This is a genomic window from Streptomyces sp. HNM0575, from assembly GCF_012726265.1.
Classification (GTDB): domain Bacteria; phylum Actinomycetota; class Actinomycetes; order Streptomycetales; family Streptomycetaceae; genus Streptomyces.
In genome coordinates this window covers 108,186-129,013 of the sequence record NZ_JAASAG010000007.1, presented here as the reverse complement: position 1 = coordinate 129,013, position 20,828 = coordinate 108,186, and the positions used below count along the sequence as shown (strand labels likewise).

The window sequence follows — 20,828 nt, the reverse complement described above, 5'->3', positions numbered from 1 at the left end:
CGTCACGGACGCGGGGCCCCGTGCCCCCGCGTCCCCCTTGCAAGGGAGCCGGCCCGTTCCGCCGCCCCGTGTCGGCGGTGCCGGAGCCGTGCTCCCTTGCCACGTGCATCACTCTGCCGTCAGCGGGGGCCGCCGCCCATCCGCTGTGCTACTCAACCGGCGGGCTAGGTAGCCGTACTCAGCCGTGCGCGCCCGTGCCCGGGACGTAACGCTCAGACCCGCGCTTCCGGCGTCGGGGAGGTGCGGGCGCGCACGCGGAACGCCCGGTCTCCCGGCCCCCGTTCTCCCGGTCCCCGGTCCGGTCCCCCGCCGTCGGCCGGCCCCCGGACCGCCCGCCGCGGAGACGGCCCCGTGCCCCGGCTAAGGTCCCTCGTCATGGCACGAATTGCGGTGATCGGCGCCGGGCTCGGCGCCATGGCGGCGTCCGCGCGGCTCGCCGCGGCCGGGCACCAGGTGACGGTGTACGAACGCGCGGAGACCTACGGCGGCGGGGTACGGCACTACGAGAGGGACGGCTTCCGCTTCGACACCGGCCCCGGAATTCTGCACCTCCCGGCCGTCTACCGCGACCTTTTCGTCAAGACCGGCCGGCGGACGCTGGAGGACAGCGTCGAGCTCGTACGGCTGGACCCTGCGGTCCGCCACGTCTTCCCCGACGGCACCGCCGTCTCGCTCCCGTCCGGCTCCCGTGCGGGGGTCGTCGCCGCGCTCGACGCCGCGCTCGGCGCGGGCACCGGCGAGCGCTGGACGGACATGCTGGCCCGTGCCCGTACGGTCTGGGACGTCACCCGGCGCCCGCTGCTCGAGGAGCCGCTGACCGCGGACGGCGTCACGGCCCTGCGGGAGGCGCTGGCCCGCGACCCCTATCCCGCGGTACGCGGAAAGGGCCTGCTGCGCCGCCGTGCGCCCACGCTCGCCGAGGCCGCACGGGACGAACTGCGCGACCCCCGCGCCGAGTTGATCCCGGCCGCCTGCGCGCTCTCGTACGGGCTGGACCCGGAGGCCGCTCCGGCCGGCGCGGCCGTGCTCGCGTACATGGAGCACACCTTCGGCAGCTGGTACGTGCTGGGCGGGATGCGGGCACTCGCCGACGCCCTGTACGCGCGCTGCACGGAGCGCAAGGTCGAATTCCGCTTCGGCTGCGAGGTGCGGGGCGTGGTGCTGCGCGGCGGCAGGGCCGTCGGTGTGCGGACGGCCGGGGAGCCCGAAGTCGCCGCGGACGCCGTGGTGTCGGGCGCCCCCGGAGTGCCCGGCTGCGAGGCCGGTACGGGTGCGGAAGGCGAGGCCGGGAAGGCCGCGGGAGACGAAGCCGGGAAGGCCGCGGGAGACGGCGCCGGTACGGGCGCGGACTCGCCCGGCATGTCGCGTCTCACCGTGCTGCTCGCGCTGCGCGGCGCGAGACCCGCGGGTACGGTGCACCGCACCGTCGTGCACCGTCCGGGCTCCGGGGTGCCGCCCGTCACGGTGCTGCGCCCTGACGATCCCTCACTGGTCCCGGACGCGGAGCACGAGACCGCGGTGCTGTCGGTCCCCGTCGCCCCGGCGGACGTCCGCGGGGAGGACGAGGGGGCCCGCCGCGGGCAAGAGCCGCGCCTCGCCGACGAGTTGACGGCCGCGGCCGACGCCGCCGGGCTGGAACTGGGTGCACGCGTGCTGTGGCGCGAGGTGCGTACGCCCCGCGACGTGGAGGCCGCCACGGGCGCCCCCGGAGGCCTCGTACCGGCACCGGCGCTCGCCGGGCCCCGCGGGCCCGTGCGCGGGCGCACCGGCGCGGGCCGCCCCGCGCACGACGCCGTGGACGTACGAGCGCCCAACGGGGCGGAGATCAAAGGGCTTTACCGCGTCGGCGGCTGGGCGCACCCGGGCGGTGGCGCGGCACACGCGGGAATGTCCGGCGCGCTGGCGGCCGGACTGATCGTGGAGGGCGACGACTGGCGCGGCTCCCGCTGAACTGCCGCCGCTCCCACCGGCGTTCGCCTGTCCCCGGGCCCGTGCGCGGTCAGTGGCAGCGGCGGTCAGTAGTAGTAGCCGTTGCCGGCGCCGTATCCATTGCCGGCGCCGTAACCGTTGCCGCCGTACCCGTTGCCGCCGTACCCGTTGCCCTGCGTGCCGTATCCGTACGGATCGCCGTTCTGGTACGGGTAAGGCTCCTGCTGCATCTGCTCGTTCGGGTCGCGCTGCTGCGGCACCCAGGCGCCCGCGCCTCCGGTGGGCGCCTGCGGGAAGTAGGACTGGCCGTCGGCGTACGACTCGCCGTTGCCGTACATGGAGCCGTAGGCGTCGGCGCCCGCGCCGTTCGCTCCGAGACCGCTCCCGCCGCCGAAGGTGTCGGAGATGCCGTACGGGGACTGCTGCGGGCCGTAGCCCTGCTGGTCGCCGAAGCCGTTGTAGCCGCCGCCGTAGCCGCCGTAGGTGTCGTAGCCGCCGTAGGCGTCATACGAAGGGGCGCCGGGTGCGGCGCCGTTGACGTCGAAGCCGGAGTACGGGTCGGAGAACGCGGCGTACTGCGGCTGCTGGCCGAGCCCGTCGGTGTATATCCCGGGCTGCTGGCCGGCGCCCGGGGAGCCGAGGCCGCCGTCGTAGCCGCTGTAACCGCTGTAGCCGCCGTAGCCGGAGAACCCGTACTCGCCGGTCTCGTCCGGCAGCGGTCCCGGCTGGTAGACGGGGACCTGCTGCTGGCCGGTGTCCTGCGGTCCGTAGCCGCCGCCCGCGGCGAAGGAGCCGGTCTGATAGCCCTCGGTCTCGGGGCTGAACGGGCTGAACGCCTGCGTCCCGTCGAAGCCGCCCGGGCCCGGGCCCGCTCCGGCGCCGAGTCCCGCCCCGGGGCCGGGTCCGGAGCCTGCGAAGGCGTCCATGCCCGAGAAGGCCGCCGTCTCGTAGCCGTTGCCGCCACCCGGGCCGTCGTAGCGGTTGCCTTCGTAGCGGTTGCCGTCGTACCGATTGCCTTCGTACCGGTTGCCGTTCGGGGAGCCCATGGCGTCGACGGTGGCGAGACCGCCGGTGTCATAGCCGTTCGGGCCGTTGAATCCGCTCGGGGCGCTCATGGAGTCGAGGGCCGGGAAGGCGGCGGTGTCGTAGCCGTTCCCGCCCGGTTCGCGGCCGCCCTGCTGGAAGGGATCCGAGCCGTACCCGCCCGCAAGCGCCGGCACGGGCTCGGGGGCGTCCATCGCGTCGAACTGCGGCCCCGCGTCGAACTCGGGCTCCGGCTCGGGCTCGTCGCGCCGGCGGCTGACGCCGGGCACTCCTGTGAGTGCCCAGCCCGCCACGAAGCCCCTCCGGTAGGAGAGGGTCACGAATGTCTGCCCTGTGGCGAAGGCGGCGATGCCCACCCCGATCACGGGAACGGAGGGGATCAGCGCCCCCGCCACAACGCACAGGAAGCCGGTGAAGGCAAGCACGCGCCAGCGCAGCCGCGCCTTGTACTGAAGCAGCACTTCGCCCAACAGCCACAGCGCGACGATGCCGAACGCGATGTAGAGGACTGTCCAGCCCATGTGCGCCCCCTTCTCACTGCCTCGGCCGGCTACTTCGGCTCAGGGTCGGTTCTGGAGTCCAAGATTCTGATGGATTTCCAACGTTGCCGTGGAGTTGTTGAGCGTAATGAAGTGAAGTCCGGGGACATCCTCGGCCATCAGCGTCGCACACATCTCCGTCGCGTACTCGATTCCGACCGAGCGTACCGCCGCCGGATCGTCCTCGACCGCCCGGAGCCGGTCGGCCAGTTCGTCCGGAATCGTCGCATTGCTGAGCTGGGCGAACGTCTCGATCTGCTTCACGTTGGTGACCGGGATGATCTCCGGGATGATCGGCGTCTCGCAACCGGCCGCCTGGACGCTGTCCCGCATCCGCAGATAGTCCTCGGGCCGGAAGAACATCTGCGTGATCGCGTAGTCCGCCCCCGCACGGCACTTGTTCACGAAGTGGCGTACGTCGGTGTCCCAGTCGTCCGAGCGCGGATGCATCTCGGGGAAGGCCGCGACGCCCACGCAGAAGTCGCCCGACTCCTTGACCAGCTCGACGAGTTCGGACGCGTAGCCGAGGCCCTCGGGGTGCCTGACCCACTCGCCCGTCGGGTCTCCGGGAGGGTCGCCGCGGATCGCGAGGACGTTCTTGATGCCCGCGTCCGCGTACTGACCGATGACGTTGCGCAGTTCCGCCCTGGAGTGGTTGACCGCGGTCAGGTGCGCGACCGGGGTCAGGGTGGTCTCGTTGGCGATGCGCTCGGTGTTGCGTACGGTCCCCTCGCGCGAGGAGCCTCCTGCTCCGTAGGTCACCGAGACGAAGGTGGGTGAGACGGCTTCGATCCGCCGCAGGGCGTTCCACAGCGAGCGCTCGCCCTTCTCGGTCTTCGGGGCGAAGAACTCGAAGGAGTACGAGCGCTGCCCTGTCGCGAGGAGGTCACGCACGGTCGCCGTGCTTTCTGTCCTGGTAGCTGAGATACCGATGGCCATGCCTGCAAGGCTATCGGCCTTGGCTAGAGGGCGACGGGACGTGAAGGGCGCTTACGTCCGATCCGTCCGGCCTTGTCCGCGCGGTCTTTTCCGCGGCGGACACGCTGCGTACACGGGGGAGTCACGGGCGGCCCGGAAGCGGGCCGGTCCGCGTACGACGGTGTCTCAGGGGCGCCCGTCCGCGGCGCCGTCCTCGTCGTGCGCGGCACGCTCCCGCAGCCGCCGGGCCAGCCCCGCCGCCGCGGCCTCCGGATCGTCCGCGCCGGTCAGCACCCGCACCACCACGACACGTCTCGCTCCGGCGTCCAGCACCTGGTCCAGGTTGGAGTCGTCGATCCCGCCGATGGCGAACCAGGGGCGCGCCGGCTTCCGCGACGCCGTGTGTCTCACCAGGTCCAGGCCCGGCGCGTGGCGGCCCGGCTTCGTCGGGGTCGGCCAGCAGGGCCCGGTGCAGAAGTAGTCGACGCCGGGCTCGGCCGTCGCCGCGTCGGCCTCCGCCTCGGAGTGCGTGGACCGCCCGATCAGGACGTCGTCGCCCAGTACGGCACGGGCCGCGGGCACGGGCAGGTCGCCCTGGCCGAGGTGGAGCACGTCGGAGCCGCAGGCGTGCGCGACGTCCGCACGGTCGTTGACGGCGAGCAGCCTGCCGTGGCGGCGGCAGGCGTCGGCGAAGACCGAGAGGTGCTCCAGCTCCTCGGCGGCCTCCATGCCCTTGTCCCGCAGCTGGACGATGTCGACGCCGCCGCGCAGCACGGCGTCGAGGAACTCCGGCAGATCGCCCTGCTCCTTGCGGGCGTCGGTGCACAGATACAGCCGGGCGCCGGCGAGCAGACGGCGGGCGTCGGTGGCGCTCATCAGGGATCTGTCCCCCCCCGGACGAGGGCGTACGGGCCGTACGCAGCGGCGCGCGCTGCGCGGGCCCGTACGCCCGTGGATGTGTGCGTGTGCGAGGTGCGGCCCCGCCCGGCGGTGGATGCGCGATGCGTACGGCACCTGCCGGCGGGCGGGGACCAGGGGCAGCGGGCGGTGCGCGCCCGGAATCCTGCGGACCCGGGCGTTCCGGATGTGTGCCCGAAATCACACGGCGAGTGCCTGTGCCCGCCGCTTCACCTCCGTGCCGCGGTTCTCACGCAGGGCCTGGGCCGGGGTGCCCGGCAGGCTCTCGTCCTCCGTGAAGAGCCACTCCAGCATCTCCTCGTCGCTGAAGCCGTCGTCCTTGAGGAGCGTGATCGTGCCGACCAGGCCCTTGACGATGCGGCCCGAGCCGATGAAGTCCGCCGGGACCTGCAAGGTGCGCTCCTCCCCTCTGCGGACCGCGATCAGCTGGCCCTCCTTGACCAGCTGGCGGGCGCGAGTCACCGGGATGTCGAGCTTCCCGGCGACGTCGGGGAGGGTGAGCCAGGCAGGGACGAGAGCATCGGTCTTTGCATCAATCTCTGTCACGCTCACAAGCGTGCCATCCCGGTGTGACAGTCACTACTGTGCTGCCGCCACCAGTCCCCGACGGTCACCCCTCACGGGGCTCCCAGACTTCACGGGGCTCCCGGGCTTCACAGGGCTCCCAGGCTTCACGGGGACTCGCGGACCGCCTTCTTCAACGGGACCTCCGCGTCGGCCACCCGTCCCGGATCGACCGGCGTACGGCGCTCGATGAGCCTCCTGCCCTGCGCGAGATCGCGCGGGCGGCCGACCGCGAGCAGCGCCGTCAGGACACCGTCGCGCAGCCAGCACACGGACCAGGCGGCCTCGCCCGGGTCGCCGCGCCGTACCATCTCGTCGCCCGCGCCGTGGTGCCCGGCGTACTGGATGAAGCGGCCGAACTGCTCGGACCAGAAGTAGGGCACCGGGTCGTAGACCGCGCGCTCCGCCTCGCCGTCGGGCAGCGTCTCGGCACCGATGTTGGCGGCCACCACGCGGCTCCCCTGGAGCGCGTTGTCCCAGTGGTGCACCAGCAGCCGCTCGCCGTAGCGGGCGGAGGGGAAGGAGGCGCAGTCCCCCAGCGCGTACACATGCGGGGCCGACGCGTGCAGCCCGTCGTCGGCGAGGACTTCGCCGTACGGACCCAGCTCGATGCCCGAGCCCGACAGCCAGCCCGTGGCGGGCCGCGAGCCGATGCCCACGACGACGGCGTCCGCGGCCAGCCGGGTGCCGTCGGCGAGCAGCACCCCGCCGCGCTCCACCGAGCGCACCGAGACGCCCGTGCGCAGCCGTGCGCCGCTCTGCTCGTACCAGTCGCGCATGTGCTCCGCGACCTCCGCGGGAAGCACCCCCGGCAGCGGCTGGTCCGCGGCCTCCACGACGGTGACGCCGCAGCCCGACTCCCGCGCCGCTGTGGTGAACTCCGCGCCGATCCAGCCCGCGCCCACGACCACGACCTCGCCCTGCGCGGCCAGCACGGGACGCAGCCTGGCCACGTCGTCCAGCGTGCGCAGCAGATGGACCCCGGGCACGCCCTCGCTGCCGGGCAGCCGCACGGGCTCCGCGCCCGTGGCGATGACGAGGTGGTCGTAGGCGACCGGGCCCGCGCCGGTCTCCAGCATGCGTTCCGCGGTGCGCAGGCCCGTCACGTCGCGGCCGAGCTCCAAGTCGACGCCGAGGGAGCCGAAGTCCACGTCGAAGGCGGCGTCCTCGCTCTTGCCGAGCAGCACCGCCTTGGACAACGGCGGCCGGTCGTACGGCTGATGGGGCTCGCTGCCGATCAGCCGGATCCCGCCCGGCCATCCCTGCTCACGAAGGTGCACGGCCGTCTGCACACCGGCCATGCCCGCACCCACGACAACGACCCGCTGTTCGCTACGACTGTCGCCCACACGATCATCCTAGGGCGCCGAGCGCACCCGCCGTACGGCCGACGGGAGTTCGCGGGACCGGGCTTCGGGTCAGGGGCTCGGGCCGGGGGTTCGGGCGGGAGTTCGGTCCGGCGACGGAACGGCCGCCGACGCCGTCGCCCGTCACAGGGCCGACGCGGCGCAGTACGCTGGCAGGCACGCACAGCACCACACGGCATTCGCGGGAGTCCGGCGCACCGGACTGAGAGGGAGGCTTGCGGCCTCCGACCGTACGAACCTGATCCGGGTCATTCCGGCGAAGGGAGAAGCAGCGTTCTCATGCGTCGCAGCAGCACAGCCGGAGCAGCCGGCACGACGGCCGCGGTCGGCACAACGGCCGCGCACGGTACGGCCGATACACCCGATACGGCCGGTCCGCCCGTCACATCGCCAACTGCCGCCGTACGGACGGGATCCGGCACCCCCCGCCCCGACGTGGCCGTCGTCGGCGGCGGCGTCATCGGCCTCGTCACCGCGTGGCGGGCGGCCCAGCGCGGACTGCGCACCACCGTCGTCGATCCCGAACCGGGCGGCGGCGCCGCACGCGTGGCGGCCGGAATGCTCGCGGCCGTCACGGAGCTCCACTACGGCGAGGAGGCGCTGCTCGCGCTCAACCTCGCCTCCTCCGCCCGCTATCCCGGCTTCGCCGCGGAACTGGAGGACGCGAGCGGGCAGGAGATCGGCTACCGCCCGTGCGGCACGCTCGCCGTCGCGCTCGACGCCGACGACCGGGCGCACCTGCGCGAACTGCACGCCCTGCAACGCCGTTGCGGCCTCGACTCCCAATGGCTGACGGGCCGGGAGTGCCGTCGTCTGGAGCCGATGCTCTCCCCGTCCGTACGCGGCGGACTCCGGGTCGACGGCGACCACCAGGCCGATCCCCGGCGGCTCGCGACCGCGCTGCTGCTGGCCTGCGAGCACGCGGGCGTCACCTTCCGGCGGGCCTCCGCGGTACGCCTCAGCGTCACGGGCGCCGGGGCGGAGGGTCCGGGCGCGGCCGGGCCGGTCACCGGCCGGGCCGGTGCGCGCGCGGCCCGTGCGCGTACGGCCGGTGCGCGTACGGCCGGTGCTCGCGCGGCCGGTGTCGTGCTCGACGACGGCACCGCCGTGGAGGCCGGGCAGACCGTGCTGGCGACGGGCTCGTGGGCTTCCCGCATGGCGGGCGTACCACGCGAACTCCTGCCGCCCGTACGGCCGGTGAAGGGCCAGGTGCTGCGGCTGCGCATGCCGCCCGCGTCCGGACCGCACGGCCCCTTCCTCTCCCGTACGGTCCGGGCGATCGTGCGCGGCGGGCACCTCTATCTGGTGCCGCGCGCCAACGGCGAGCTGGTGATCGGCGCGACGAGCGAGGAGATGGGCTGGGACACCACGGTCACGGCCGGAGGCGTCTACGAACTGCTCCGCGACGCCCACGAACTCACCCCGGGCGTCACCGAACTGCCCCTCACCGAGACCTCCGCGGGACTTCGCCCGGCCTCGCCCGACAACGCGCCGCTGCTCGGGCCCACGGCGCTCGCGGACCTTCATCTGGCCACCGGGCACCACCGGAACGGCGTGCTGCTGACGCCCGTCACCGGCGACGCCATGGGAGAGCTGCTGGCGGGCGGCGAACTCCCCGAGCCGGTACGCCCGTTCACACCCGGACGGTTCGAAGGCGCCGCCGCACCGGCGACGGCCCGTGCCCTCTCCCTGAGCGAATGACAGGAGCGTTCAGCATGACGACAGTCAGCCCGGATGCCGCGACCGTCACCGTCTTCGTGAACGGGACCGCTCGCGACGTCCCTTCGGACTCCACCCTCGACCAGCTCGTCTCGCAGCTCACGTCCGCGCCCTCCGGTGTCGCGGCGGCCGTCAACGAGGCGGTCGTACCGCGTGGTGAGTGGCCCCGGCTGCGGCTGGCCGAGGGCGACCGCATCGAGGTACTGACCGCAGTCCAAGGAGGCTGAACACCCATGACAGACACCGCGGTCCACACCGGCGCCGGCGCCGTGCCGCACCCCGAGCGGCACACGTCGCCGTCCGCCTCCCAATCCCTTCAGTCCCCTCAGTCCCCCGCCTCCGGCCGGGCCCCGGGGACCGCCGCGTCCGGCGCATCGCCCTCCCCCGCCACGGACCCGCTCGTCATCGCGGGCCGCGCCTTCGGCTCCCGCCTGATCATGGGTACGGGCGGTGCGCCCAGCCTCGACGTTATGGAGCGCTCGCTGGTGGCGTCCGGCACCGAGCTGACTACGGTGGCGATGCGCCGGGTCGACCCGACGGTCCAGGGCTCGGTGCTGTCCGTACTGGAGAAGCACGGCATCGACGTCCTGCCGAACACCGCGGGCTGCTACACGGCGGGCGAGGCCGTGCTCACGGCCCGCCTCGCCCGCGAGGCCCTCGGCACCGACTGGGTGAAGCTCGAAGTCATCGCCGACGAGCGCACCCTGCTGCCCGATCCCGTCGAACTCCTCGACGCCGCCGAGACGTTGGTAGACGAGGGCTTCACGGTGCTGCCGTACACCAACGACGACCCCGTACTGGCACGGAAACTGGAGGAGGCCGGCTGCGCGGCCGTCATGCCACTGGGCTCCCCCATCGGATCCGGACTCGGCATCCGCAATCCGCACAACTTCCGGCTGATCACCGAGCGCGCGGGTGTCCCGGTCATCCTCGACGCCGGCGCCGGTACGGCCTCGGACGTCGCCCTCGCCATGGAGCTGGGCTGCGAGGCGGTGATGCTCGCGTCGGCCGTGACCAGGGCGCAGGAACCGGCGCTGATGGCCGAGTCGATGCGGCACGCGGTCACGGCGGGCCGCATGGCCCGGCGCGCGGGCCGCATTCCGCGCCGCCACTTCGCCGAGGCGTCCTCGCCGGCGGAGGGCGTGGCCGACCTCGATCCGGAGCGCCCGGCCTTCGGCTGAGGGGGCGGCCCGGCGGCCCGCGGACGCCCCGGACCGGCGCCCCCGCTCATGCCGTGCCCTGCCCTGCCCTGCCCGAGGGACCAAAGTCCCGGGCGGGGAATTCCCGGAGCCGGTGACACAGGAGAAGGCGACAGGAACCCCGAAGAAGGAAGGGAAGAAGGGGAAAGAGGATCCGCGGAGAAGGGGCGGTCGGAGAACACCGGACCCGGCGGAGAAATCCGGCGCCGAGGCCCGGGACCCGGAATTCCACGGCCTACGAAGCTCCTTCCTGAAGTCCTTCGGACCTAGGTCCTGAAAGGCACAATCAGGACGATTCCGGCTCGCCGTTCGGCCGCACCGCCCCCACTCCGATGCGCACCACGGATTTCCCGGACCGGGATGGCTCGTAGACTCTTCGTCGATGGATACGAGCCTTCAGGACCCCTCCTCGGGGCCTCCCGGGGAGACGCCGCCGATCGGCCAGGTGCTCGACGGCCGCTACCTCGTCGAGTCGCGCATCGCCGTCGGCGGCATGGCGACCGTCTATCGCGCCGTCGACACCCGCCTCGACCGCGAGCTCGCCCTGAAGGTCATGCACCCCTCGCTCGCCGGAGACAGCGCCTTCGTCGGCCGCTTCATCCGCGAGGCCAAGTCCGTCGCCCGGCTCGCACACCCCAATGTCGTCGGCGTCTACGACCAGGGCACGGACGGCACGTATGTGTATCTGGCCATGGAGTACGTCTCCGGATGCACGCTCAGGGACGTCCTGCGCGACCGCGGCGCCCTGCGCCCCCGCGTCGCCCTCGACATCCTGGAGCCGATGCTGGCGGCGCTGGGCGCCGCGCACCACGCGGGCATGGTCCACCGCGACATGAAGCCGGAGAACGTGCTGATCGGCGACGACGGCCGGGTCAAGGTCGCCGACTTCGGCCTCGTACGGGCCGTGGACACCCAGACCTCCGTGGGCACGGACACCATCCTCGGCACCGTCTCCTATCTCGCCCCGGAGCAGATCGAGCAGGGCACCGCGGACACCCGCACCGACCTCTACGCGTGCGGCGTGATGCTCTACGAGATGCTCACCGGCGACAAGCCGCACGCCGGCGGCACCCCGGCCCAGGTGCTCTACCAGCATCTTCACGAGGACATGCCCGTGCCCTCGGCCGCCGTACCCGGTCTCGCACCCGAGCTGGACGCCCTGGTCGCGCGGGCCACGGCGCGTGCCGCCGACGGCCGCCCGCAGGACGCGGGGGCGATGCTCTCGGAGGCCCGTGGCGTCCGTGCCGGGCTCACCGCCGCGCAGCTGGACGCCGTGCCGCCGGGATCGAAGGACGAGGAGGGGTTCGCGGACGTCCTCGCGGCGGACACGGCACTCAGCGAGGGGCGGATGCGCTCGGCGGCCGGGACCGGTCCCGGCCCCGGTCCGGAGGAGCGCACGAGCGTGCTTCCGCGTACGACCGCGGGCTCCTACGAGTACGCGCCGGGCGGCTTCAGGGACGGCTTCGGGGATGCCCACGGCGCCGCCTTCGGGAGCGCCTACGACGGGGACGGCATCGACCGCACCGCCCGCTACACCGCACCGCCCCGCGACGGCGGCGGCCCGCCGAGGCGCCGCGCCGGCGGCGGCCGGGTCTTCCTGATCGCGCTGACGGCGATGCTGTTGCTGCTGGTGGGCACGGGCGTCTGGTACATCAACTCGGGCCAGTTCACCCAGACCCCCGCCGTGCTGGACAAGACCGAGTCCGAGGCGAAGCAGGTGCTCGGGAAGTCGGGGCTCGATGTGAAGGTCACCCGCGACCACAGCGAACGCGTCGAGCGCGGCCACGTCATCGAGTCCGATCCGGACCCGGGCGACCGCATCCGCAGGACCGGCACGGTCACGCTGGTCGTCTCGCAGGGCCCGGAGATCGTCAAGGTGCCCGACCTCTCGGGCACGCCCGTCGAGGACGCCAAGCGGAAGCTGAAGGACGCCGGCCTGACCACCGGCGTGGTGAAGCGGGAGTTCAGCGAGGACACGGCGCGCGGCTCCGTGATCGGCAGCGAGCCGGGCGCGGGCGGCAAGCGCCGTCCCGGCTCCCCCGTCGCCCTGACCGTCTCCAAGGGCGCACCCGTGGACGTGCCGGACGTCGTCGGCGACGAGGAGGACTCGGCCGCCGACGATCTGCGCGACGAGGGCCTGAAGGTCCGCATCGCCTCCGAGCGCGTCTTCTCGGACGAGGACGAGGGCAGCGTCGCCCGCCAGTCGCCCGCCGAGGGCAGCTCGGCGGCCGAGGGCGACACCGTCACGCTCACCATCTCCAAGGGCCAGGACACGGTGGACGTCCCGGACGTGGAGGGCCAGAAGGCCAAGCAGGCCCGCAAGAAGCTGGAGAAGGCGGGCTTCGAGGTCGCCGTGCGCCGGATCTTCTTCGGCAACAAGGTCTTCTCCCAGTCGCCGGGCGGCGGGGACGAGGCCCCGCGCGGTTCCCGCGTGACGATCTGGCTGCGCTGAGCGGGACCCGCCCCTCCGGGGCCTCGCGTCGCCCTGACGAACCGCGTACGCGCCCTCACCTGAAGTGAGAACGGCCGCCCCTCGTGTGACTCCGGACATAGGGCCCATGTCACTTACGACGGTGCTTAGTGCGCACCCGCACCCTCGGTCCACAGGGTGAACGGGCGCCGCTCCCGCCTTCCGCCGACCCTCGTCGCAGACCCGATTAACGAGCCGGGATAGTACGTCACACTTTTGGGCTGTGTTTTCGGAGCCTTTAACAATTGCCTTCGGTCGCACGCGCCGGGGATTCGGAACTCGGCGTACGACGCCTTTTCCGGCCTCTGCGACGCACGCAATGTTGAAAGGTTCGCTCACAATGCCCAGCATTCCCGGCTACGTCCGCAACCCCAAGTTCGCGCGCCTCACCGCCGCAGGCATATCCACCGCGGGCGCCGCGGCCATCGCACTGACCATCCTCCCCGGCACCGCCGACGCAGGCGACCAGAGCCAGTCCGGAGCCAAGAAGGTGAGCGCCTCGACGGCAGCCGCCGAGAGTACGAAGGATTCCCGGGCCCCGAAGGTCGAGCTCGCGGGCGCCAAGCAGGGCACCCTCGACTCCGACGCACACCGCGCCAAGGACAAGGTGGCGGCGCAGAAGGAGGCCGTGGCCAAGCAGAAGGCCGTCGCCGCCAAGCGCGCCGCGACCGCCAAGGTCCAGGCTGCCAAGAAGGCCGAGGCCGAGAAGAAGGCCCAGGCCGCGAAGAAGGCCGAGGCCGAACGCAAGGCCCAGGCAGCCGCGAAGGCGTCCCGCTCCGCCGAGCGCCCCGCGGCCAAGACCTACCCCGAGAACCTCGACGGCTGGATCCGCGAGGCCCGCGACATCATGGCGAAGCACGACATCCCCGGGTCCTACGACGGCATCAAGCGGAACATCATCCGCGAGTCCGGCGGCGACCCGAACGCCGTGAACGGCTGGGACATCAACGCCCAGAAGGGCACCCCGTCCAAGGGTCTCCTCCAGACCATCCAGCCGACCTTCGACACGTACCACGTCGAAGGCACCTCGAAGAACATCACCGACCCCGTCGCCAACATCGTCGCCGCCTGCAACTACGCGGCGGACAAGTACGGTTCGATGGACAACGTCGACTCGGCATACTGATGGTGTGACGGACAAGCGAAACCGCAATCCCATTGGCGGCCACGTCCCCGTAGCAGGGGGCCTGGCCGCCACTGGCATTTCCTACGCCGAAGACATCGGCGCGGAGGCCGTGCAGGTCTTCGTCGCCAATCCACGCGGCTGGGCGACGACTTCGGGTTCTCCCCGGCAGGACGAGGAATTCCGGGCCGCGTGCGGGGCGCGCGAACTGCCCGTATTCGTGCACGCCCCGTATCTCATCAATTTCGGCTCCCACACGAAGGCCACGGCCGACAACTCCGTTTCCTCACTGCGCCATTCACTGCGCAGAGGCCGCGAGATCGGGGCGTCCGGCGTCGTGGTCCACACCGGCTCGGCCACCGGCGGCCGGGACAGGGCGACGGCCCTCGCTCAGGTTGGCCTGCTGCTGGCGCCCCTGCTGAAGGAGCTGACCCGCGAGGACGACCCGTGGCTGCTGCTGGAGCCCACGGCCGGCCAGGGCTCCTCGCTCTGCTCCCAAGTACGGGACCTCGAACCGTACTTCGAGATCCTCGGCCGCCATCCCAGGCTCGGCGTCTGCCTCGATACCTGCCACGTCTTCGCCGCCGGGCACGACCTCGCGGCGCCGGGAGGGGTGAAGCGGACGCTGGACGAACTGGAGGCCATCGTGGGCCCCGGGCGGCTCAGGCTCATCCACGCCAACGACTCCAAGGATGTCGCCGGTGCCCACAAGGACCGCCATGCGAACATCGGCTCCGGCCACATCGGCGACGCCCCGTTCGCCGATCTGATGACCCACCCCTCGACCGACGGTGTCCCGCTCGTCATCGAGACCCCGGGCCGCAAGGAGGGCCACGCCACGGACGTGGCGCGGCTGAAGGAGCTGAGGGAAGGCACGGGCTGAGCATGCACGAGCACGGCGGCGCGGACGGGCCGGCGGAAGGCGGCGGACCCCCGGACGCGGACGGCGCGGACGGCGCGGGCGGCGCAGACGACGCGGGCGGCTGGGGCACCGCGGCCCGCGCGACGCTGCACTGCCTCACGGGCTGCGCCTTCGGCGAGATCCTCGGCCTGGTCATCGGCACGGCCTTCGCCTGGCACAACCTGCCGACGATGGTGACGGCCATCGCGCTCGCCTTCGTCTTCGGCTACAGCCTCACGCTGTACGCGGTGCTGCGCGCGGGCCTCGGCGTGAGTGCGGCGGTCAAGGTCGCGCTCACCGCCGACACCGTCTCGATCGTGGTGATGGAGGCCGTGGACAACTCGGTGGTGGCGCTGGTCCCCGGCGCGCTCGACGCGCAACTGACGGATCTGCTCTTCTGGGGCTCGCTGGCGCTGTCGTTCGTGATCGCCTTCGTCGTCACCACGCCCGTGAACCGGTGGATGATCGGCCGGGGCAGGGGCCACGCGGTGCTGCATCCCTACCACTGAGAGCGACCACGACCCCGCAGGGCACATCCGCCGGCCGCCGCTCCGGGCACCGGCCGCCGGCCGCGGCTACAGCTCGGGCCCCATGCCGGGCTCCTCCTGGTAGGAGTACCGCTGTTCCTTCCAGGGGTCCCCGAGGTTGTGGTAGCCGCGCTCCTCCCAGAAGCCACGGCGGTCCGCCGTCATGTACTCCACGCCCCGCACCCACTTGGGGCCCTTCCACGCGTACAGCTGCGGCACCACCAGCCGCAGCGGGAAACCGTGTTCGGCGGTGAGCAGTTCACCGGCGCGATGGGTCGCGAAGAGCGTCGTCTCCGCGGCGAAGTCCGCGAACCGGAGGTTCGAGCTGAACCCGTACTCGGCCCAGACCATGACGTGCGTGACGTCGCCGGCGGGAGGCGCCAGCTCCAGGACCGTACGGGCGAGCACCCCGCCCCATTCGGCGCCCAGCATGCTGAACTTGGTGACGCAGTGCAGATCGCCGGTGACCGTCTCGTACGGCAGCGCCGTGAACTCCTCGTGATTCCAGGAGTGCTTGTCGCCGTCGGCGGTCGCCCCGAAGACCCGGAAATCCCACCGCTCGGGCTTGAACCTCGGCACCGGTCCGTAGTGCGTGACAGGCCAGCCACGCTGGAGCCGCTGCCCTGGCGGAAGCGGTTGCTGCTCCCCTCCAGGACTCTCCGGCCGACCCATCCCTCCATGGTGACAGACCCCTCCGAGACCGCTTGCCGGCACCCCGGCGTCACGGTGGCCGCACGCTCTTCGCTCGCCAATTCGGCCCATTTCGGTAAGCCTTCGCTTACTGGACCGGCCGACGAGGCGGTGCGAAGATGCGCGCGCACGCACGCACCTGGCACTTTTTCTGTCCTGGAAGGAGCCCGCAGTCATGCAGGGTGATCCCGAGGTCATCGAGTTCCTCAACGAGCAGCTGACGGCCGAGCTGACCGCCATCAACCAGTACTTCCTGCACGCGAAGATGCAGGAGCACTTCGGCTGGCCGAAGCTCGCCCGCTACACCCGTGCGGAGTCCTTCGACGAGATGCGTCACGCCGAACGGCTCACCGACCGCATTCTGTTTCTCGAAGGACTCCCCAACTACCAGCGGCTGTTCCACGTGAACGTCGGACAGTCGCTGACCGAGATGTTCACCGTGGACCGGCAGATCGAGGTCGAGGCCATCGACAGGCTGCGGCGCGGGGTGGAGGTCATGCGCGCCAAGGGAGACATCACCTCGGCGAACATCTTCGAGGACATCCTCGCCGACGAGGAACACCACATCGACTACCTGGACACCCAGCTGGAACTGGTCGAGAAGCTCGGTGAGCCGCTCTACATCGCGCAGCTGGTGGAGCAGGAGGCGCCGGCGGAGAGCTGACGCCGGGACCGGCCGGGCCGAACCGGCCGGCGAAGCCGCGGGGTCAGGCGGCTTCGGCCACCGAGGGCGCCGACGCAGGCGCCGATGCCTGCTCCTCGACGACCGCCGCGGGCCCGCGCCCCGGGCATGCGGCCCGTCCGAGAAGTCCCTGAATCCGCCGCACGCAGGAGCCGCAGTCCGTACCGGCCTTGCTCACCGACGCGATCTGGCGCGGTGTGCAGGCGCCGGCCTCCTGGTGCTCACGGACCTGCCGGTCCGTGACGCCGAAGCAGGAGCAGACGTACACGCGGATCCTCCTAGGCCGGGATCGCAGGACTGATGAGGTAAACCTAACCTTGGTTAAGCTAACCTTACCTGCGGCCGTCTGTCCACCGCACAGGAGTGGGGCCCGCATCGATGTGATGCGGGCCCCACTTCTGTGTGCGCTGCCGTGTGTTGCTCCGGCGCGGCCTACTGGTCGCGGTACATCTCCGCGACCAGGAAGGCCAGATCGAGCGACTGGCTGCGGTTGAGACGCGGGTCGCAGGCCGTCTCGTAGCGCTGGTGCAGGTCGCCGACGAAGATCTCGTCGCCACCGCCCACGCACTCCGTGACGTCGTCGCCCGTCAACTCGACGTGGATTCCGCCCGGATGGGTGCCCGCGCCCTTGTGCACCTCGAAGAAGCCCTTGACCTCGTCGAGCACGTCGTCGAACCGCCGGGTCTTGTGACCGCTCGCGGCCTCGAAGGTGTTGCCGTGCATCGGGTCGCAGACCCACACGACCTGGGCGCCCGAGGCGCTGACCTTCTCCACGAGCGTGGGCAGCCGGTCCCGTACGGTGCCTGCTCCCATGCGCGTGATGAAGGTGAGCCGGCCCGGCTCGCGGTCCGGGTCGAGCTTGTCGATCAGCGTGAGGGCCTCTTCCGGCGTCGTGGACGGGCCCAGCTTCACACCGATCGGGTTGCGCACCTGCGAGGCGAACTCGATGTGGGCGCCGTCCAGTTGGCGGGTGCGCTCGCCGATCCAGACCATGTGCCCCGATACGTCGTACAACTTGCCGCTGCGCGAGTCCGTACGGGTCATGGCCGACTCGTAGTCCAGCAGCAGCGCCTCGTGCGAGGCGTAGAACTCGACGGTCTTCAGCTCTTCGGGGTCGGTGCCGCACGCGTGCATGAACTTCAGCGCCTGGTCGATCTCGCGGGCCAGCGCCTCGTAACGCTGCCCGGAGGGGGAACGCTTCACGAAGTCCTGGTTCCAGGCGTGCACTTGGCGCAGGTCTGCGTAGCCGCCGGTGGTGAAGGCCCGCACGAGGTTCAGCGTGGAGGCCGACGCCTGGTACATCCGCTTCAGGCGCTGCGGGTCGGGCGTACGGGCGGCCTCGGTGAACTCGAAGCCGTTGACCGAGTCGCCGCGGTACGTCGGGAGGGTCACCCCGTCCCTGGTCTCCGTCGGCTTGGAGCGCGGCTTGCTGTACTGCCCCGCGATGCGGCCGACCTTGACGACCGGGACCGACCCGGCGTACGTCAGCACGGCGCCCATCTGAAGCAGCGTCTTCAGCTTGTTGCGGATGTGCTCGGCGCTGACCTGGTCGAACGCCTCGGCGCAGTCGCCGCCCTGAAGGAGGAACGCCTCGCCGCGCGCGACGGCACCCAGCCGGGACCGCAGCTGGTCGCACTCGCCGGCGAAGACGAGCGGCGGATACGACTCGAGCTCGGCGACGGTCTCGCGCAGAGCCTCACGGTCCGGCCACTCGGGCTGCTGCGCCGCGGGAAGGTCTCGCCAGGTGCGGGCACCGGCGTCGGGGTTGGCGTTCGCACTCACGCGCCCCAGGTTACGGGGTCACGCGCGGCGTCCCCCGCCCTGACCGGGTGCTGAGACGGAAACCACCCTCGCGGCCACCGCTGAGGTAGGCTCCCCGCCATGTTCGCGCAGACCTTCGTGCCGCCGCTCCCGGCAGCGGCACAGCAGAACGACTGGTGGTGGACCGCTCATCCGGCGGCCCACTGACTGCGCGCGCATCACGAGACAGCGACAGACGCGAAGGCCGCCCGAGGGGCGGCCTTCGGTGTGTGTCCGCACGGCCGTTCCTCCGCGCGTGACCGGCGCTCTCCGAGGAAGGACCGTCCGATGTCCCAGCACCGACCGCCACGGCGGCCGCAGCAGTCCCGCTCCGCTTCCGGCCCGTACGCTCCCGCACCGCCCGCCGACGCGGACGCGGACGCGGACCGGGACGCGTATGCGCCTCCGCCCGCGTCCGAGATCGTCGGGCGGCTGCTGCGCGACGACGCCCCGCCCTTCGCGCTGCTGCGCCGCCGCACCCCGGGCCGCCCGCACGACACCGTCGAGGTGCTGACCGGGCCCGTACACGAGGCGGAACGGCTCGCGGACATCCCGGACGGCGGCCCGCGGCCCGGGTACGGCGCCCTCGCGCTCGTGCCCTTCCGGCAGATCCGCGAGCGGGGCTTCCGCGTGCGGGACGACGGGACGCCGCTGGCCGTGCTGCTGCCGCGCGAGGTGTACGAGCTGCCGCTGGCGGACGTCGCCGCGGCGCTGCCCGCGCACCGGGTGAACGTCGAGGACGGGGCCTTCGACGTCTCCGACAAGGAGTACGCCCGTACCGTGCGCCGCGTCGTAGAGGACGAGATCGGCACGGGCGAGGGCGCCGACTTCGTGGTGCGGCGCACCTTCGAGGGCCGGATCCCGGGCTTCTCGCGCGCGGACGCGCTGGCGCTCTTCGGGAGGCTGCTGAGCGGCGAGCGGGGCGCGTACTGGACCTTCGTCGTGCACACCGGCGAGCGGGTGCTGGCGGGGGCGAGCCCCGAGGTGCACGTGCGGATGTCGGGCGGCACGGTCGTGATGAACCCCATCAGCGGCACGTACCGCTATCCGCCCGGTGGCCCCTCCGCCGAGGGGCTGCTGGACTTCCTCGCCGACCGCAAGGAGAGCGAGGAGCTGTCCATGGTCGTGGACGAAGAGCTGAAGATGATGTGCACCGTCGGCGACATGGGCGGCGTCGTGGTCGGCCCGCGGCTGAAGGAGATGGCTCATCTCGCGCACACCGAGTACGAGTTGCGCGGGCGCAGCACCCTGGACGTGCGCGAGGTGCTGCGGGAGACGATGTTCGCGGCGACGGTCACCGGCTCGCCCGTCGAGAACGCCTGCCGCGTCATCGAGCGCCACGAGCCCGGCGGCCGCGGCTACTACGCGGGCGCGCTCGCCCTGGTCGGCCGGGACGCCGGAGGCGCGCAGACCCTCGACTCGCCCATCCTCATCAGGACCGCCGACGTGGACGCGGCGAGCGGCCTGCTGCGCGTACCCGTCGGGGCCACGCTGGTCAGGGCCTCGCAGCCGGCGAGCGAGGTGGCCGAGACGCACGCGAAGGCCGCGGGCGTGCTGACGGCGCTGGGCGTGCGGGAGGCACCCGCGCACCGGAGGCGGGCGGCGCCGGCGGTCCCGCTCGCCGACGATCCACGGGTAAGGGCGGCGCTCGCGGCACGCCGCGCGGACCTGGCGCCGTTCTGGCTCCGGATGCAGACCGGCGGCGGCAGCGAGCGTCCTGAGCGGGGGCCGCGGCCCGGAACCGGGGACGTGCTGATGGTGGACGGCGAGGACACCTTCACATCGATGCTCGCCCACTTGCTGCGGGCCACCGGCGCATGGGTGGAGGTGCGGCGCTTCGACGAGCCGGGGCTGCGGGAGGCGGCGCTCGCGCACGGCGGCCCCGTCGTGCTCGGTCCGGGTCCGGGCGACCCGCGCGACCTCGCCGACCCGAAGATCCGCGTGCTGCGGGACCTGGCGGCGGAACTGCTGCGGGAGCACCGGCACGGGCTGCTCGGGGTGTGCCTGGGGCATCAACTGCTCGCGGTCGAGCTGGGGTTGGAGATCGTACGCAAGTCACCGCCGTGCCAGGGCGCGCAGGAGACGGTCGGCGTCTTCGGGCGGGAGGAGACCGTGGGGCTCTACAACTCGTATGCGGTGCGCTGCGGTCGGGAGGAGGAAGGCCGGGCGGGCGGGGCTCGCCTACCGGGCCGTGTCGAGGCCGACCGCGACCCGGTGACCGGCGAGGTGCACTCGCTGCGGGGCGAGGGGTTCGCGAGCGTGCAGTTCCACCCGGAGTCCGTGCTGACGCTGAACGGCCCGGGGATCGTGGCGGAGATGCTGGAGGCGGCGGCGGGGGCGGGCGCCCGGCGCGGCGCGGGCGAGCCGCGCTGACCCGCGCGAGCGCGGCAGGACCAATGTGAGGAGGGGTGCACACGCGCTGTGTGCACCCCTCCTCA

18 protein-coding genes and 1 riboswitch are annotated in these 20,828 nt (G+C 72.4%); of the genes, 10 read left to right on the top strand and 8 right to left on the bottom strand.

All coding sequences use genetic code 11. The features are described 5' to 3' along the window. Window positions 1–375: 375 nt before the first annotated feature. The gene (locus HCC61_RS18040; protein WP_169136522.1) at window positions 376–1,950 is read left to right on the top strand and encodes an NAD(P)/FAD-dependent oxidoreductase; all 1,575 of its coding nucleotides are present in this window, start codon (window positions 376–378) and stop codon (window positions 1,948–1,950) included. Between the two features lie 65 nt (window positions 1,951–2,015). Here HCC61_RS18040 and HCC61_RS30795 read toward each other — a convergent pair whose 3' ends face one another. The 5 genes from HCC61_RS30795 to HCC61_RS18015 form a co-directional block, all read right to left on the bottom strand. Continuing rightward, window positions 2,016–3,494 (bottom strand): hypothetical protein, encoded by a 1,479-nt coding sequence (locus tag HCC61_RS30795; RefSeq protein ID WP_240969089.1) that lies wholly within the window; start codon window positions 3,492–3,494, stop codon window positions 2,016–2,018. A 39-nt stretch (window positions 3,495–3,533) separates the two neighbouring features. Beyond that, entirely contained in the window at window positions 3,534–4,451 is a 918-nt protein-coding gene (gene metF / locus HCC61_RS18030; RefSeq protein ID WP_169136521.1) for a methylenetetrahydrofolate reductase [NAD(P)H], read from the bottom strand. A 165-nt stretch (window positions 4,452–4,616) separates the two neighbouring features. Further along, window positions 4,617–5,306 carry a thiamine phosphate synthase gene (gene thiE, locus HCC61_RS18025; RefSeq protein WP_169136520.1) on the bottom strand — a complete coding sequence of 230 codons (690 nt, stop codon included), beginning with the start codon at window positions 5,304–5,306 and terminating at the stop codon, window positions 4,617–4,619. Between the two features lie 222 nt (window positions 5,307–5,528). Continuing rightward, window positions 5,529–5,894, bottom strand: coding sequence for an Rv2175c family DNA-binding protein (locus tag HCC61_RS18020; RefSeq protein WP_169136519.1), 366 nt, complete (start codon window positions 5,892–5,894; stop codon window positions 5,529–5,531). 125 nt (window positions 5,895–6,019) lie between these two features. Then, window positions 6,020–7,213, bottom strand: coding sequence for an FAD-dependent oxidoreductase (locus HCC61_RS18015; RefSeq protein WP_206322685.1), 1,194 nt, complete (start codon window positions 7,211–7,213; stop codon window positions 6,020–6,022). 237 nt (window positions 7,214–7,450) lie between these two features. Beyond that, a riboswitch (TPP riboswitch) is annotated at window positions 7,451–7,561 on the top strand. Between HCC61_RS18015 and HCC61_RS18010 the strand changes: the two genes are divergently transcribed. From HCC61_RS18010 to HCC61_RS17980, 7 genes are all read left to right on the top strand, one after another. Continuing rightward, entirely contained in the window at window positions 7,559–8,980 is a 1,422-nt protein-coding gene (locus HCC61_RS18010; RefSeq protein WP_169136517.1) for a glycine oxidase ThiO, read from the top strand. (Overlaps the previous riboswitch by 3 nt.) 14 nt (window positions 8,981–8,994) lie before the next feature. Beyond that, window positions 8,995–9,225 carry a sulfur carrier protein ThiS gene (gene thiS / locus HCC61_RS18005; protein WP_169136516.1) on the top strand — a complete coding sequence of 77 codons (231 nt, stop codon included), beginning with the start codon at window positions 8,995–8,997 and terminating at the stop codon, window positions 9,223–9,225. 6 nt (window positions 9,226–9,231) lie between these two features. Then, window positions 9,232–10,179, top strand: coding sequence for a thiazole synthase (locus tag HCC61_RS18000; RefSeq protein WP_169136515.1), 948 nt, complete (start codon window positions 9,232–9,234; stop codon window positions 10,177–10,179). A gap of 400 nt (window positions 10,180–10,579) precedes the next feature. Further along, the gene (pknB, locus tag HCC61_RS17995) at window positions 10,580–12,649 is read left to right on the top strand and encodes a Stk1 family PASTA domain-containing Ser/Thr kinase (protein ID WP_169136514.1); all 2,070 of its coding nucleotides are present in this window, start codon (window positions 10,580–10,582) and stop codon (window positions 12,647–12,649) included. Window positions 12,650–13,007: 358 nt separating this feature from the next. Next, window positions 13,008–13,793 carry a transglycosylase SLT domain-containing protein gene (locus tag HCC61_RS17990; protein ID WP_169136513.1) on the top strand — a complete coding sequence of 262 codons (786 nt, stop codon included), beginning with the start codon at window positions 13,008–13,010 and terminating at the stop codon, window positions 13,791–13,793. A gap of 4 nt (window positions 13,794–13,797) precedes the next feature. Continuing rightward, complete coding sequence (locus HCC61_RS17985) at window positions 13,798–14,673, top strand: deoxyribonuclease IV (RefSeq protein ID WP_169136512.1); 876 nt, start codon at window positions 13,798–13,800, stop codon at window positions 14,671–14,673. Between the two features lie 2 nt (window positions 14,674–14,675). Further along, window positions 14,676–15,200 (top strand): DUF4396 domain-containing protein, encoded by a 525-nt coding sequence (locus HCC61_RS17980; RefSeq protein WP_169136511.1) that lies wholly within the window; start codon window positions 14,676–14,678, stop codon window positions 15,198–15,200. Window positions 15,201–15,266: 66 nt separating this feature from the next. Here the strand turns inward: HCC61_RS17980 and HCC61_RS17975 are convergent, their stop codons facing one another. Beyond that, window positions 15,267–15,890 (bottom strand): sulfite oxidase-like oxidoreductase, encoded by a 624-nt coding sequence (locus HCC61_RS17975; protein ID WP_169136510.1) that lies wholly within the window; start codon window positions 15,888–15,890, stop codon window positions 15,267–15,269. A 193-nt stretch (window positions 15,891–16,083) separates the two neighbouring features. On the opposite strand from HCC61_RS17975, the gene bfr reads away from it, so the two are divergent. Next, window positions 16,084–16,572 (top strand): bacterioferritin, encoded by a 489-nt coding sequence (gene bfr, locus HCC61_RS17970; RefSeq protein WP_169136509.1) that lies wholly within the window; start codon window positions 16,084–16,086, stop codon window positions 16,570–16,572. A gap of 43 nt (window positions 16,573–16,615) precedes the next feature. Here bfr and HCC61_RS17965 read toward each other — a convergent pair whose 3' ends face one another. Then, the gene (locus HCC61_RS17965) at window positions 16,616–16,858 is read right to left on the bottom strand and encodes a (2Fe-2S)-binding protein (RefSeq protein WP_169136508.1); all 243 of its coding nucleotides are present in this window, start codon (window positions 16,856–16,858) and stop codon (window positions 16,616–16,618) included. Window positions 16,859–17,022: 164 nt separating this feature from the next. Further along, a complete protein-coding gene (locus HCC61_RS17960) occupies window positions 17,023–18,372 on the bottom strand; it encodes a 3-deoxy-7-phosphoheptulonate synthase class II (protein ID WP_169136507.1) in 1,350 nt (449 codons plus the stop codon). Between the two features lie 306 nt (window positions 18,373–18,678). Between HCC61_RS17960 and HCC61_RS17955 the strand changes: the two genes are divergently transcribed. Beyond that, window positions 18,679–20,763: an anthranilate synthase family protein gene (locus tag HCC61_RS17955; RefSeq protein ID WP_169136506.1), complete on the top strand. Its 2,085-nt coding sequence runs from the start codon at window positions 18,679–18,681 to the stop codon at window positions 20,761–20,763. Window positions 20,764–20,828 lie beyond the last annotated feature (65 nt).

Excerpts from the sequence above, each read along its gene's own strand:
- HCC61_RS18040 (WP_169136522.1), top strand. The coding sequence starts at position 376 with ATGGCACGAATTGCGGTGATCGGCGCCGGGCTCGGCGCCATGGCGGCG.
- HCC61_RS30795 (WP_240969089.1), bottom strand. The coding sequence starts at position 3,494 with ATGGGCTGGACAGTCCTCTACATCGCGTTCGGCATCGTCGCGCTGTGG.
- metF (WP_169136521.1), bottom strand. The coding sequence starts at position 4,451 with ATGGCCATCGGTATCTCAGCTACCAGGACAGAAAGCACGGCGACCGTG.
- thiE (WP_169136520.1), bottom strand. The coding sequence starts at position 5,306 with ATGAGCGCCACCGACGCCCGCCGTCTGCTCGCCGGCGCCCGGCTGTAT.
- HCC61_RS18015 (WP_206322685.1), bottom strand. The coding sequence starts at position 7,213 with ATGGCCGGTGTGCAGACGGCCGTGCACCTTCGTGAGCAGGGATGGCCG.
- HCC61_RS18010 (WP_169136517.1), top strand. The coding sequence starts at position 7,559 with ATGCGTCGCAGCAGCACAGCCGGAGCAGCCGGCACGACGGCCGCGGTC.
- thiS (WP_169136516.1), top strand. The coding sequence starts at position 8,995 with ATGACGACAGTCAGCCCGGATGCCGCGACCGTCACCGTCTTCGTGAAC.
- HCC61_RS18000 (WP_169136515.1), top strand. The coding sequence starts at position 9,232 with ATGACAGACACCGCGGTCCACACCGGCGCCGGCGCCGTGCCGCACCCC.
- pknB (WP_169136514.1), top strand. The coding sequence starts at position 10,580 with ATGGATACGAGCCTTCAGGACCCCTCCTCGGGGCCTCCCGGGGAGACG.
- HCC61_RS17990 (WP_169136513.1), top strand. The coding sequence starts at position 13,008 with ATGCCCAGCATTCCCGGCTACGTCCGCAACCCCAAGTTCGCGCGCCTC.
- HCC61_RS17980 (WP_169136511.1), top strand. The coding sequence starts at position 14,676 with ATGCACGAGCACGGCGGCGCGGACGGGCCGGCGGAAGGCGGCGGACCC.
- HCC61_RS17975 (WP_169136510.1), bottom strand. The coding sequence starts at position 15,890 with ATGGGTCGGCCGGAGAGTCCTGGAGGGGAGCAGCAACCGCTTCCGCCA.
- bfr (WP_169136509.1), top strand. The coding sequence starts at position 16,084 with ATGCAGGGTGATCCCGAGGTCATCGAGTTCCTCAACGAGCAGCTGACG.
- HCC61_RS17955 (WP_169136506.1), top strand. The coding sequence starts at position 18,679 with ATGTCCCAGCACCGACCGCCACGGCGGCCGCAGCAGTCCCGCTCCGCT.